A 14,145-nucleotide genomic window follows, 5' to 3' on the forward strand; every position below is an offset into this window, starting at 1 on the left:
GTCTGTAAGGAGCAGACCGTCAGTCGTGTTGCGATCCTTTCGCCACATGGTTGGGGGACGTGCACTGCGCGCTGTCGCTAATCCCCGTTTTCACGGACACTTGCAGCTGACGCCAGACGACTCGACCGCACCTGGCGCGGACTCGGCGTTGCATGTTGCGCGCCCGAACCGGACATTTCCTGTCTTCCGATTGGCCTTTCTGCAGTTACGCAGAAACGGTGCGGCACCCGAGTTCCAAATCGGATCGGCAGCTGCCGCATAGGCCATGCACCGGGCCGGCGCCGCGCCACGCTGTCATTTGTCGGCGGCACCCGTCCATACTTGTCCACCGTCCGCCACCCCGAAATTCATTAAGTCACTGAATCAGATGCAGAATCGAGAAAAAACCCAAGCTCCTGGAAGCGCAGCGGAGCACACCCCGCTGATGAAACAGTTTTTCGCTGCCAAGTCCGAATACCCGGACCTGCTGCTGTTCTTCCGCATGGGCGATTTCTACGAGCTGTTCTACGACGACGCGCGCAAGGCCGCGCGCCTGCTGGACATCACCCTGACCCAGCGCGGCAGTTCCGGCGGCGCGCCGATCCCGATGGCCGGGGTGCCGGTGCATGCCTACGAGGGCTACCTGGCGCGGCTCGTGGCGCTGGGCGAGTCGGTGGCGATCTGCGAGCAGATCGGCGATCCGGCGCTGGCCAAGGGCCTGGTCGAGCGCAAGGTGGTGCGCATCGTCACCCCCGGCACCGTCACCGACGAGGCCTTGCTGGACGAGCGCCGCGACACCTTGCTGATGGCGATCGCGCGCAACAAGCACGGCTATGGCCTGGCCTGGGCCGATCTGGCCGGTGGCCGTTTCCTGGTCAACGAGGTGGACAGCGAGGACGCGCTGGAAGCGGAACTGGCGCGACTGGAGCCGGCCGAACTGCTGGTGCCCGATGAAGACCAGTGGCCGGAATTCCTGCGCGAACGCCGCGGCGTGCGCCGCCGCGCGCCGTGGCTGTTCGACGCCGACAGCGGCCGCCGCCAGTTGCTCGCCTTCTTCCAGCTGCACGACCTCAGCGGCTTCGGCATCGACGATAAGCCGCGCGCCACCGCCGCCGCCGGCGCCCTGCTCGGCTACGTGGAAGAAACGCAGAAGCAGCGCCTGCCGCACCTGACCGCGATCGCGATGGAGACCGCGGCCGAGGCGATCGCGATGAACGCCGCCACGCGCCGCCACCTGGAACTGGACACGCGGGTGGACGGCGACACCCGCAACACCTTGCTCGGCGTGCTCGACAGCACGGTCACGCCGATGGGCGGGCGCCTGCTGCGGCGCTGGCTGCACCGCCCGCTGCGCCTGCGCGAGGTGCTGGTGCAACGCCACCACGCGGTCGGCACGCTGATCGATCGCGGCGCCGATGCCGACCTGCGCGATGCGTTCCGCGCGCTAGGCGACATCGAGCGCATCCTCACCCGGGTCGCGCTGCGCTCGGCGCGCCCGCGCGATTTTTCCACGCTGCGCGACGGCCTGGGCCTGTTGCCGACGGTGCGCACGATCCTGGCGCCGCTGGATTCGCCGCGACTGGCCGCGCTGGCCGCGGAACTGGGACAGCACGACGAGATCGCGCACCTGCTGGCCTCGGCGATCGCCGAGCAGCCGCCGCTCAAGCTCAGCGACGGCGGCGTCATCGCCGCCGACTACGACGCCGAGCTGGACGAACTGCGCCGGCTCAGCACGCATGCCGACCAGTTCCTGATCGACCTGGAGGCGCGCGAGCGCGCCAGCAGCGGCATCGCCACGCTGAAGGTCGGCTACAACCGCGTGCACGGCTATTACATCGAGATCAGCAAGGGCCAGGCGGACAAGGCGCCGGTGCACTACACGCGGCGGCAGACGCTGACCAACGCCGAGCGCTACATCACCGAGGAATTGAAGAACTTCGAGGACAAGGTGCTGTCGGCGCGCGAACGCGCGCTATCGCGCGAGAAGCTGCTGTACGAAGCGCTGCTGGACACGCTGGGCGAGTGCCTGGAACCGCTCAAGCGCGCCGCTGCCGCGCTCAGCGAACTGGACGTGCTGGCCGGCTTCGCCGAGCGCGCGCAGGCGCTGGACTGGGCGCAGCCGGAACTGGACACCGCGCCCTGCCTGCGCATCGAACGCGGCCGCCATCCGGTGGTGGAAGCGGTGCGCGAGCAGCCATTTGAACCCAACGACCTGGATCTGCATCCGGACCGGCGCATGCTGGTGATCACCGGCCCGAACATGGGCGGTAAATCCACCTACATGCGCCAGAATGCGTTGATCGTGTTGCTGGCGCACATCGGCAGCTATGTGCCGGCCACGCGTGCGGTGATCGGCCCGATCGACCGCATCCTGACCCGCATCGGCGCCGGCGACGACCTGGCGCGCGGCCAGTCCACCTTTATGGTCGAAATGGCCGAGACCAGCTACATCCTGCACCACGCCAGCGCGCAGTCGCTGGTGTTGATGGACGAGATCGGCCGCGGCACCTCGACCTACGACGGCCTGGCATTGGCCGATGCAGTGGCGCGCCACCTGGCCCACCACAACCGCTGCTATACCTTGTTCGCCACGCATTATTTCGAGCTGACCGCGCTGGCCGACGAGTCGGTCGGAGGCGGCGCCAGCGGCATCGCCAACGTGCACCTGGACGCGGTCGAGCACGGCGACAGACTGGTGTTCATGCACGCGGTCAAGGACGGCCCGGCCAATCGCAGTTTCGGGCTGCAGGTGGCCGCGCTGGCGGGCTTGCCGAAGAGCACGGTCGCGCAGGCACGGCGGCGGCTGGCGGAACTGGAACAACGCGGCGGCGAGAGCCACGCCTCGCAAATGGCGCCGCAGGCGCTGGACGCGCCGCAGCAGTTCGGCCTGTTCGCCGCCGCGCCGTCGGCGGCGCAGGACGCGCTGGCCGCGCTGGATCCGGACGAGCTGACGCCCAAGCAGGCGCTGGAAGCGCTGTACCGGCTCAAGTCGCTGCTGTAGCGCGGCCTGCCGCTTTAGCCCCTCTCCCCTCGGCGACCGAAGGAAGTCCCTGTGGGAGAGAGGGGTTGGGGTTGGGGTTGGGGTGAGGGTGCGGCGCGAAGCGACCCGCGGAGTTGGGTGCACGAGGCTGCGCCCGTACCCTCATCCGCCCCTTCGGGGCACCTTCCCCCGAAAAGGAGGCCATGGTCCCGACGGGAGAAGGAACAGCCGCTAGCCCTCTCCCCCCGGCGACCGAAGGAAGTCCCCGTGGGAGAGAGAGGTTGGGGTGAGGGTCCGGCGGCGCAACATACGCCCCACTAGACCGCATTTCGCTAGACGGCAGCCGGCGCCACGCTCGCCGGCATGTCCGGATTGGGGTACGCCGCGACCAGCGCATCGTCCAGCGCCTTGGCCCGCAACGCCGCGGGGCGCGCGAGATGGCGCTGGACGAAGGCGGCGAACGCCGGACGCGGTTCGAGCACGCCGGTGCGCAGATAGAACCCGAGCACCCCTGTCGCGTACAGGTCGGCCGCGCTGAAACGGTCGCCGACCAGATGCTCGCGCCCGGCGACTGCCTGCTCCAGCGTGCGCAGCAGGTCGGCCTCGTTGCCGTAGCCGGCACTGCGCGCCGGTGCCAGCGCCCCGGCTTCCTTGGCGGTGAGCAGGGACTCGACCGGGCCGGTCAGGAACGCCAGCCAGCGATAGTAGTCGGCCCGCGCCGGCGACCCCGGCGGCGGCGCCAATTGCCGCTCCGGCACCAGGTCGGCCAGGTAGGCGCAGATGGCCACGTTCTCGGTGACCACCGCGCTGCCGTGGGTCAGGGCCGGCACCTTTCCCATCGGGTTGATCGCCAGATACTCGGGCGTCTTCATCATGGTGCCGTAATCGAGGATCACCGCCTCGTACGGCAGGCCGGTTTCCTCGAGCATCCAGCGGGCCAGGCGGCCGCGCGACAGCGGGTGGGTGTAAAGCACGATCTGGTTGGACATGGGCAGACTTCCGTGGTGAACAGCCTGCAGTCTGGCGGTGCCCTGCTGACAACCGCTGTCAGTAGTCGCCACCGTAGCCGGTGGCAGCGCGCCACCGCTTGATCAGCAGATGCCGGCGCGACGGATAGCGCTCGCCGTCGTCGGCCAGGGCGCGCACCCGGTCGGCGCGGAAATGGCGAAAGTCGCCACGCAGTTCACACCACGCGGCGATCATGCCGTAGCCACCGAGGAACGCCATCGCGAACGGCCAGACCCGCCGTTGCGACGCCGCGCCATCGGCATCGGCGTAGTCCATCCGCAGCACGTGTTCGAGCCGGATGCCGCGCCGCAGAACCGGCAGCCACGGCGCGGGCGGCTGCGTGGCATCGGCCGCAGGCACCAGCAGCCCGCTGGTCTCGATCGATGCGCGCAGCGTGCCGGGCAGCGTGGCGGTGATCCGCGCCACCGCGCGCTGCGCCGCCTGCGCCAGTTCCGGATCGGCCTGGCGCGCCACCCAGCGCGCACCCAGGGTCAACGCCTCCAGTTCGTCCTCGGTGAAGTTCAGCGCCGGCAGCAGGAAGCCGGGACGCAGCACGTAGCCGACGCCGGGATCGCCGAGGATGTCGGCGCCCTGCGCGCGCAAGGTGGCGATATCGCGGTACAGCGTGCGCAGGCTGACGCCCAGCGCGGTGGCGAGCTGCGCACCGGCCACCGGCCGGCGCCGTCCGCGCAGGGCGTCGAGCAGATGCAGCAAACGGGTCGCACGGATGGTCATCGCGACAGGATAGTGGGCTTTGCCTGCCGGCTGCTCGGTGCCGCGCATGAATCCTGCTCTCGCTGTTCCGGGCGCGCGATTGCATCCACGGCATCGGACCGGCGCGCGGCAATCCACCGGCGCGCAAGCGGTCAATGCTGTCGACCAAGTGCGGCCATGGCTGTAGCCCAGCCGAAACACGCGCCCCTATACTCGCCAAGCCGCGCCTGCCGCATCGCCGACGCAGGCGCAGATCGGTGCGCAGCGATTGAACCAGCCGCACGGGGGTGGACACGCTCAGGACAAGGAAGAGAGGCAACGCATGTCGGGATGTCAGCAAGTCACCACAGCGCGATCGGCGCGGCCGGGCACGGCGCTCGATGCGGCCGCGTCCGATCCCCGAACCGTCGTCCAACACCGCGACATAGCAGCTTCCAACCGTAGCGGCAGGCACTGAAGGAGTCTTGCGTGGAGATCTACCTGTTCGTGATCGGCGTCGTCGTGGGCGCCCTGCTGCTGCACGTGGTCAAACAGGCCGGATCGGCCGAACCGCAGACGCCGCAGGCCGCACCCGAACCGCAACCGCAGACCGTGGCCGAACCACCGCCCGGGGACACGCCGGCCGAGCACGTGCAGCAGTTGCGCCAGCAGGTGGAAGCGCTGGACGAGCAGATCCAGAGTCCGGCCGACCTGCTGCGCATCCCGCAGTTCCAGCAAGGCGCGACGCTGCTGGCCAGCCAGGAGTTCTCCGACCAGGCGGTGCTCGAAGCGCTCGGCGGCCCTGGCTACGTGCTGCCGTCGATGGCGGCCGTGGCGCTGCCGCAGCGCCACCGCAGCGATCCGGAAGCGGTGTTGGAACGGCTGCCGCAGCTGGGCTCGTATCCGCTGAACTTCGTGCTCGACTACCTGCAGACGCTGCCCGATGCCGATCACCTGCACGTCGTGCTGCGCCAGGCGCGCGAATGGTGGTGGGGGTTCGTGCCGTTCCGGCAGCGCCTGCGCAGCTATCTGCACTGGGCGGCGGACAAGGCGGCAGCGGCATCGGACCGCGCGGTGGACTTCGACGGACTGGACGACGAGGCGTTGGGCAAGCTGGCCGACACCCTCGGCCAGTTCAAGGAACCGGTGCTGGAGCCGTTCCTGCAACGCGTGCAGGAGGCGCGCCGGCAGCGCCGCGAGCAGCGCGTGCTGGGCGGTTTCGGCCGCGTCGTCGCCACGCTGCCGCCACGCCTGCGCCTGCGCCACCCCGCCCTGGACACGGCGCTGCAGCGCACCTACGAACAACTGGTGGCCTCGCCGCCGCAGCCGGTGCTGCTGGTCGGCGAACACGGCGTCGGCAAGAGCGTGCTGATCGATCTGCTCAGCGAACGCCTGCTGGCCGAAGGCTGGCGCGTGTTCGAGGCCTCGGCGGCGGAGATCCTCGCCGGGCAGAGCTACATCGGCGAGCTGGAAGGCCGCATCCGCGAAATGCTGGCGGTGCTGCATCGCGAACGCGCGCTGTGGCGCGCGCCCGACTTCTACGACCTGCTGCACAAAGGCTCGCACTCGCGCGACCCGCGCGGCATCCTCGACCTGGTGCTGCCGGCGCTGGAGCGCGGCGAGCTGCGCCTGATCGGCGAAATCACGCCGCGGCAGCTGGCCCAATTGCAGGTGGCGCGGCCGGCGCTGCGCTCGCGCTTCGAAGTGGTCACGCTGGCGCCGGCCACACCCGCCGCGCTGGCGCAGATCGGCGAACAGTGGGCACAGGCGCAACGGCAGACGCTGCAGGCGGACGTGATCGACACGCGCACCCTGGCCGAAGCCGAACGCATGGCCGCGCAGTATTTCCCCGAGCAGCACGAGCCAGGACGGCTGCTGCAGCTGCTGGACGAGACCTTGCAGGCCGCGACCGGCACCGAGACGCCGCGCCTGCCGCTCGACGACGATGCGCTGCTGCAGGCCGTGGCCAAGCGCAGCGGCCTGCCGCTGGAAGTGATCGACGATCGCCAGCGGCTGGAACTGGACGCGCTGCGCCGGTTCTTCCGCCAGCGCGTGCTCGGCCAGGACGAAGCGGTGGAAACCCTGCTCGACCGCATCGCCATGCTCAAGGCCGGCCTGGTCGACAGCCATCGCCCGATCGGCGTGTTCCTGTTCGCCGGCCCCACCGGCACCGGCAAGACCGAACTGGCCAAGGCGCTGGGCGAGTTGCTGTTCGGCAACGCCGAGCGCCTGCTGCGCCTGGACATGAGCGAATTCCAGGGCGAGGACGCGCTGTCGCGGCTCACCGGCGACGACAGCGCCGGCCAGCGCACGCTGATCGCGCGGATCCGCGAGCAGCCGTTCTCGGTGGTGTTGCTGGACGAGTTCGAGAAAGCCCACCCCAAGGTCTGGGACCTGTTCCTGCAGGTATTCGACGACGCGCGGTTGAGCGATCGCAACGGCAACACCGCCGACTTCCGCCACAGCATCATCATCCTGACCAGCAACGTCGGCGCCACCCTCGCCCGCGGCGCCGGCCCCGGCTTCGCCACCGTCGCAGGCGGCTATTCGCGCAGCGCGGTGGAGAAGGCCGTGTACGACACCTTCCGCCGCGAGTTCATCAACCGGCTCGACCGCGTGGTGCTGTTCAACCCGCTGGATCGCGCGCTGATGCGGGAAATCCTGCACAAGGAGCTGGATCGCACGCTGACCCGGCGCGGCCTGCGCAACCGCGCCTGGGCGGTGGAATGGGAGCCGTCGGCGATCGAATTCCTGCTCGATCGCGGTTTCACCCCGGACCTGGGCGCGCGCCCGCTGCGCCGCGCGATCGAGCAGCACCTGCTCGCGCCGCTGGCGCGCAGCATCGTCGAACAGCGCGCGCCGGAAGGCGACCAGTTCCTGTTCGTGCGCGGCGCCGGCGATCGCCTCGACGTACGGTTCATCGCCCCCGACGCCCCCACCTCCATGCCCGAGGCGGGCGCCGCCGCCGCCCCTTCGCTGCCGACGGATCTGCGCGACCTCGTCTACGCGCCAAGCAGCGGCGGCGCGGTGCCGATGCGCCTGGATGCGGCGCTGCAGGCCCTGCACGACACCCATGCCGCCAGCGCCTGGCGGCTGGCGCGAGAAGCGGATTTCGCCAGCATGGGCGAAGCCGATTTCTGGTCGCAGCCCAACCGCTTCCAGGTGCTGGACCGGATCGAACGCCGCGACCGCATCGAGAGCGCACTGGACAGTGCGGTCCGCATGCGCGCGCGGCTCGATGGCGCGCAGCGCGACGGCGAATTCGTCGCCCGCCTGGCGCAGCTGCTGTGGCTGTTGCAGCTGGCCAGCGACGCGCTGCAGGAGCAACGCCCGCAGGACGCACTGTTGGACCTGCGCATCGGCGCCAGCGAACTGCACCGGCATCCCGCCGACGCGCGGCGCTGGTGGCAGCAGTTGCTGCAGATGTATCTGGCCTGGGCGGCGCAACGCAACATGCGCGTGGAGGTGCTGGTGCAGGATCCCGAGCAGGGACGCGCCTGGCTGGCGATCGCCGGCTTCGGCGCGCTGGACCTGCTGCAACCGGAGACCGGCCTGCACGTGCAGGAACAGGATGCCGACGAGCCGGCGCTGCGCCGGCTCAGCGCGCAGGTGCGGGTCGCGCCCGACCTGCCCGGACAGCCCAGGCGGGCGGCGGAGGCCGACGACGAACTGCGCGTGTGCCGGCGCTACCGCATCGCGCCGGCGGCGCTGGTGCGCGACAGCGTGCGCGGCTGGCGCAGCGGCCGGCTGGAGCGCGTGCTGGGCGGCGATTTCGACGTGATGCCCAACGCCTGAGTCTTACGGCGGCAGCTGCGCACGCCGCTCCCAGACAACGCGCGCGGCCTGCCCCATGATCGGCGCGCCCGCCGCGATTGCCCTTCCCTATCGAATCATTTCGATCAATCAATTTTATAAGCAATTCACTTGCCGATAGCCTGCATCTACCGAAGCCCGCCCGAGCCCGCCATGCGCCAGCCCGATGATCGCCTCCTCCGCATTGCGTCGACGCCTGCATAGCCGCGAACGCGCTTCCGACGACACCCAACCCCTTTCCCAGCAATCGCCCGGCCCACAGGCATGTCCTTGCGCACGTAGAAGGTAGAGACCGATGAACACCGAAGCCAAATGCCCGTTCAACCACAGCGCCGTCGCTGAAGGCACCACCAACAAGGATTGGTGGCCCAAGCAGTTGCGCGTGGATCTGCTCAGCCAGCATTCGTCCAAATCCAACCCGCTGGGCGAGACCTTCGATTACGCCAAGGCCTTCAAGGCGCTCGACCTGCAGGCGCTGAAGCGGGACCTGCACGCGCTGATGACCGATTCGCAGGACTGGTGGCCGGCCGATTTCGGCCATTACGGCCCGCTGTTCATCCGCATGGCCTGGCATAGCGCCGGCACCTACCGCACCGCCGACGGCCGCGGCGGCGGTGGCCGCGGCCAGCAACGCTTCGCCCCGCTCAACAGCTGGCCGGACAATGTCAGCCTGGACAAGGCGCGGCGCCTGCTGTGGCCGATCAAGCAGAAGTACGGGCAGGCGATTTCCTGGGCCGATCTGATGATCCTCACCGGCAACGTCGCGCTGGAATCGATGGGCTTCAAGACCTTCGGTTTCGCCGGCGGCCGCGAAGACACCTGGGAGCCGGACCAAGACGTGTACTGGGGCCGCGAGACCACCTGGCTGGGCGGCGATGTGCGTTATGCGCGTGGCTCGGAGGGCGTGGACAAGGCCGGCGGCGTGCTGGTCTCCGACGACGATGCCGATGGCGACGTGCACTCGCGCAACCTGGAGAACCCGCTGGCCGCGGTGCAGATGGGCCTGATCTACGTCAATCCGGAAGGCCCCGACGGCAATCCCGATCCGCTGCTCGCCGCCAAGGACATCCGCGATACCTTTGCGCGCATGGCGATGAACGACGAAGAGACGGTCGCGCTGATCGCCGGCGGCCACACCTTCGGCAAGACCCACGGCGCCGGCCCGTCCGACCACGTCGGCGCCGAACCGGAAGCCAGCGACCTGGCCGCGCAGGGCCTGGGCTGGCACAACAGCTTCGGCAGCGGCAAGGGCGGCGACACCATCACCAGCGGCCTGGAGGTCACCTGGACCACCACCCCGGCGCAGTGGAGCAACGATTTCTTCGAACACCTGTTCAAGTTCGAGTGGGAGCTGAGCAAGAGCCCGGCCGGCGCGCACCAGTGGGTGGCCAAGAACGCCGAGGCGGTGATTCCCGACGCGCACGACCCGTCGAAGAAGCGCCTGCCGACCATGCTCACCACCGACCTGGCGCTACGCTTCGACCCGGCCTACGCCGCGATCTCGCGCCGCTTCCTGGAGCACCCCGAGCAGTTCGCCGATGCCTTCGCCCGCGCCTGGTTCAAGCTGACCCATCGCGACATGGGGCCCCGCGCGCGCTACCTGGGTTCCGAAGTGCCAGCCGAAGAACTGGTCTGGCAGGATCCGATTCCCGCGCTGGACCACGCGCTGGTCGATGCGCAGGACATCGCCGCGCTGAAGCAGACGCTGCTCGGTTCGGGCCTGAGCATCGCCCAACTGGTCGCGACGGCCTGGGCCTCGGCCTCCACCTTCCGCGGCTCGGACAAGCGCGGCGGTGCCAACGGCGCGCGCATCCGCCTGGCCCCGCAGAAGGATTGGGAGGTCAACCAGCCCGCGCAGCTGGCGCAGGTCCTGTCCGTGCTGGAGCGCATCCAGGCGCAGTTCAACGGCGCGCAGAGCGGCGGCAAGAAGATCTCGCTGGCCGACCTGATCGTGCTCGGCGGCGCGGCCGCCGTCGAGCAGGCCGCGAAGAACGCGGGGCAGACGCTGACCGTGCCGTTCGTGCCGGGGCGCATGGATGCCACGCAGGCGCAGACCGACGTCGAGTCGTTCGCGGTGCTCGAGCCGATTGCAGACGGCTTCCGCAACTACAGCAAGCGCCGCTACGCGGTCTCCGCCGAAGCGCTGCTGATCGACAAGGCGCAGCTGCTGACCCTGACCGCGCCGGAGATGACCGTGCTGATCGGCGGCTTGCGCGTGCTCGGCACCAATGTCGGGCAGTCGGCGCACGGCGTGTTCACCGAGCGCGCCGACACGCTGAGCAACGACTTCTTCGCCAACCTGCTGGACATGGGCATCGAGTGGAAGGCGACGTCGGATACCAGGGAGCTGTACGCGGGCCACGACCGCGCCACCGGCGAGCAGAAATGGACCGGCACGCGCGTGGATCTGGTGTTCGGTTCCAACGCGATCCTGCGGGCGCTGGCCGAGGTGTATGCCAGCGCCGACGGGCAGGAGAAGTTCGTGCGCGACTTCGTCGCCGCGTGGAGCAAGGTGATGCAGCTGGATCGTTTCGATCTGGCGGCCTGAGGTCGGCGCCTGCCTGGCATGTCGGGCAGGCTGCCGATCGGTTGCGCCTGACCGGATGCTTCGGAGCAGGTGGTGGCTGTGGTTGTTGCGCTTTGTGACACGGGAAAACGCCCTGGCCTGCCGGGGCGTTTTTGCGTGAGCGGCGTGACATGGAATATCGCGGCGATATGGCTGATGCGAAGCTGGGTGGTGGAAGTGATTCGGGGTGGCCTCAAATCACGTTCCCGACACCCTGCAACAACGACAGGTTCACCGCTTCGTTCGTCGCGACTGAAGTCGCTCCCACACGGGATCTGCGGCAGGTCGGCTGGGTGCATTGTGGGAGGGACTTCAGTCCCGACACTCTCCGACACCGGCAGACTTCGCGGCTTCGTTCGTCGCGGCTGAAGCCGCTCCTACACGGGCTCCGCGGCATGCTGGCTGGGCGCACTGTGGGAGAGACTTCAGTCCCGACACTCTCCGACACCGGCAGACTTCGCCGCTACGTTCGTCGCGGCTGAAGCCGCTCCTACACGGGCTCCGCGGCATGCTGGCTGGGTGCATTGTGGGAGGGACTTCAGTCCCGACACTCTCCGACACCGGCAGACTTCGCCGCTTCGTTCGTCGCGGCTGAAGCCGCTCCTACACGGGCTCCGCGGCATGCTGGCTGGTTGCACTGTGGGAGGGACTTCAGTCCCGACTGCACGATGCCTGGGGAAGCCCACCCGGCGATAACGACGAAGGGCAATGGACACAGAAGCAGCGTTGTCGGACCGACCACCCCGCCCAACGCTACAGCGCGTCCAGATCGCCCAGCGCGCGGATCAGGCGCCGTGCGCGCTTGTCCGGCTTGCTGTCCGGGGCCTGGTAGCCGGTGCGCTCGGCGCTGCGTTGCGCGCGTTGCTGCGCGCGCCGCGCGCGCGAGGCGTCGCTCTCCTGGTACAGCGTCTGCGCGACGCTAGCCGGGCCGCGGTCGTCGCTGAGCGCCAGCACCTGGATCTCGAACACCTCCTCGCCGCGCTCCACGCGCAACTGCTCGCCCACGCGTACCGCGCGCGAGGGTTTCGGACGCTGCCCGGCCACGTCGACCTTGCCGGTTTCCACCGCCTGCTTGGCCACGCTGCGGGTCTTGAAGAAGCGTGCGGCCCATAGCCAGACATCCAGCCGGACGGCATTCGGTTGCGCTAGCGATTCATTCATCGTGCTGAGGGACATCCCACCTGCATCTGTTGATCGTCGTGCCGCTCGCAGGACCACTGCAGCGACGGTTGCGGATGACGGCGCCGCCGAACGCCGGGCCGTCAGCGCCTCGCGGAATCCCGCGGCGGTTCGCGCCGGCACGGCGTCGGGCTTCACCCGCGACAGGTTGGCATCGCCTCGGCGCGCGGCATCGGCGCTACCGGCCCACTCCGGCCGCCGGCGCGCTGCATCCGGTCCACTGCAGATTGCGGCGCGAGCGCGGCATTGCAAGTCCTCGCATCGGTTCCGCAGCGGCATCCTGCGCCCGGACCTACGGCGTCGCCGCAAGGCCGCACATCCACGCCGACCCATCCAGTCTAGGGCGTTTGCCACCGCACCACATCTGCCATCCGTTGCCTCCCCTGGCAGCGCATGCAGGTGCTAGTGTGCGCGGCTCCCCGCTCCCGTCCCGCAGGCATGCGATGGCCAAGCCCGCCACCCTCACCGAAGGCCCGATCGGCCGGCAATTGCTGCTGTTCGCGTTGCCGATCCTGGCCGGCAACATCGCGCAGTCGCTGAACGGTTCGGTCAATGCGATCTGGGTGGGCCACTACCTCGGCGAGGCCGCGCTGACCGCGGCGGCCAACGCCAACAGCATCATGTTCTTCCTGATCGGCTCGGTGTTCGGCATCGGCATGGCCGCCACCATCCTGATCGGCCAGGCGATGGGCCGCGGCGATATCGTCCAGGCGCGGCGGGTGATGGGCACCAGCGCCACCTTCTTCATCGGCATCTCGGTGCTGATCGCGGCCGGCGGCTGGTGGCTGGCGCGGCATCTGCTCGCGGCGATGGGCACCCCGGCCGCCTCGCTGCCGCTGGCCGAAGCCTACCTGCGGGTGATCTTCCTGGCGATGCCGCTGCTGTACGCGTTCGCGTTCCTGTCGGCGGCGCTGCGCGGCACCGGCGACTCGCGCACCCCGTTCCGCTTCCTGCTGCTGTCGGTGGCGCTGGACATCGGCTTCAATCCGCTGCTGCTGTTCGGCCTGGGCCCGTTCCCGAAGCTGGGCATCGCCGGCGCCGCCTGGGCCACGCTGATCGCCCAGGGCATCGCCCTGAGCGGCCTGCTGCTGTACCTGCGACACAAGCGCCATGTGCTGTGGCTGGGCCGGCAGGATGCGCGGATGTTCCGCATCGACCCGACGATCCTGCGCGCGCTGGTGGTCAAGGGCGTGCCGATGGGCCTGCAGATGGTGCTGATCTCGCTGGCGATGATCGTGATGATCTCGATGGTCAACGGCTACGGCACCGATACCTCGGCGGCCTACGGCGCCGCGATGCAGCTGTGGACCTACGTGCAGATGCCGGCGATGGCGATCGGCGCGGCCTGCTCGTCGATGGCCGCGCAGAACGTCGGCGCGCAGCGCTGGGACCGGGTCGCGGCGACCGCGCGCAAGGGCGTGCTGTTCAACTTCCTGCTGACCGGCGCGCTGATCGCGCCGCTGATCCTGCTCGACCGCTGGACCCTGGTGCTGTTCCTGCCGCCGCACAGCGAGGCGCTGGAGATCGCGCGCCACCTCAACCACATCGCGGTGTGGTCGTTCCTGTTCTTCGGCGTGACCTTCGTGATCTCCGGCGTGGTCCGCGCCACCGGCGCGGTGCTCCCGCCGCTGCTGATCCTGGCGCTGGCGCTGTGGGGCGTGCGCGTGCCGTTCGCGCAGTTGCTGCAGCCGCAGTTCGGCGCCGACGCGGTGTGGTGGAGCTTCCCGACCAGTTCGATCTGTGCGATGGCCTTGTCGCTGGCCTATTACCGCTGGGGCAACTGGCGCAAGGCGCGGATGCTGGCGCCATCGCACCCGGACACGCTGGCGCAGCCGGCGGAAGTGCCCGCGCAGCCGCCGGCCCCGGTCGCCGACGTGGCGACCGCGCAGGATCCGGCACGCTGATCGCCTGGACTGCGGCGATGCAA

The 14,145-nt window shown here is 69.4% G+C and carries 7 protein-coding genes; 4 read left to right on the forward strand and 3 right to left on the reverse strand.

Annotated elements, in window-relative coordinates:
* The first annotated feature begins 367 nt into the window (after positions 1-367).
* The gene (mutS, locus tag AB3X08_RS15110; protein ID WP_369933563.1) at positions 368-2,980 is read left to right on the forward strand and encodes a DNA mismatch repair protein MutS; all 2,613 of its coding nucleotides are present in this window, start codon (positions 368-370) and stop codon (positions 2,978-2,980) included.
* 311 nt (positions 2,981-3,291) lie between these two features.
* On the opposite strand, the gene AB3X08_RS15115 is transcribed toward mutS, so the two are convergent.
* Together AB3X08_RS15115 and AB3X08_RS15120 are read right to left on the reverse strand one after the other, a co-directional pair.
* The gene (locus AB3X08_RS15115) at positions 3,292-3,948 is read right to left on the reverse strand and encodes a glutathione S-transferase family protein (RefSeq protein ID WP_369933565.1); all 657 of its coding nucleotides are present in this window, start codon (positions 3,946-3,948) and stop codon (positions 3,292-3,294) included.
* Between the two features lie 58 nt (positions 3,949-4,006).
* The gene (locus AB3X08_RS15120) at positions 4,007-4,702 is read right to left on the reverse strand and encodes a helix-turn-helix transcriptional regulator (RefSeq protein ID WP_369933567.1); all 696 of its coding nucleotides are present in this window, start codon (positions 4,700-4,702) and stop codon (positions 4,007-4,009) included.
* A 447-nt stretch (positions 4,703-5,149) separates the two neighbouring features.
* Between AB3X08_RS15120 and AB3X08_RS15125 the strand changes: the two genes are divergently transcribed.
* Entirely contained in the window at positions 5,150-8,455 is a 3,306-nt protein-coding gene (locus AB3X08_RS15125; protein WP_369933569.1) for an AAA family ATPase, read from the forward strand.
* A 313-nt stretch (positions 8,456-8,768) separates the two neighbouring features.
* Complete coding sequence (katG, locus tag AB3X08_RS15130) at positions 8,769-11,021, forward strand: catalase/peroxidase HPI (protein ID WP_369933571.1); 2,253 nt, start codon at positions 8,769-8,771, stop codon at positions 11,019-11,021.
* Between the two features lie 771 nt (positions 11,022-11,792).
* On the opposite strand, the gene AB3X08_RS15135 is transcribed toward katG, so the two are convergent.
* Positions 11,793-12,200, reverse strand: a complete 408-nt coding sequence (locus AB3X08_RS15135) for an RNA-binding S4 domain-containing protein (RefSeq protein WP_369933573.1) — start codon at positions 12,198-12,200, stop codon at positions 11,793-11,795.
* Positions 12,201-12,661: 461 nt separating this feature from the next.
* On the opposite strand from AB3X08_RS15135, the gene AB3X08_RS15140 reads away from it, so the two are divergent.
* On the forward strand, positions 12,662-14,122 hold the full coding sequence (locus AB3X08_RS15140; protein WP_369933575.1) for an MATE family efflux transporter: 1,461 nt from the start codon (positions 12,662-12,664) through the stop codon (positions 14,120-14,122).
* The last annotated feature ends 23 nt before the right edge of the window (positions 14,123-14,145 follow it).

This window comes from Xanthomonas sp. DAR 34887 (assembly GCF_041245805.1).
Taxonomy (GTDB): Bacteria; Pseudomonadota; Gammaproteobacteria; order Xanthomonadales; family Xanthomonadaceae; genus Xanthomonas_A; species Xanthomonas_A tesorieronis.

Coding starts and splice junctions, on each gene's coding strand:
- mutS (WP_369933563.1), top strand. CDS start 368: ATGCAGAATCGAGAAAAAACCCAAGCTCCTGGAAGCGCAGCGGAGCAC.
- AB3X08_RS15115 (WP_369933565.1), bottom strand. CDS start 3,948: ATGTCCAACCAGATCGTGCTTTACACCCACCCGCTGTCGCGCGGCCGC.
- AB3X08_RS15120 (WP_369933567.1), bottom strand. CDS start 4,702: ATGACCATCCGTGCGACCCGTTTGCTGCATCTGCTCGACGCCCTGCGC.
- katG (WP_369933571.1), top strand. CDS start 8,769: ATGAACACCGAAGCCAAATGCCCGTTCAACCACAGCGCCGTCGCTGAA.
- AB3X08_RS15135 (WP_369933573.1), bottom strand. CDS start 12,200: ATGAATGAATCGCTAGCGCAACCGAATGCCGTCCGGCTGGATGTCTGG.
- AB3X08_RS15140 (WP_369933575.1), top strand. CDS start 12,662: ATGGCCAAGCCCGCCACCCTCACCGAAGGCCCGATCGGCCGGCAATTG.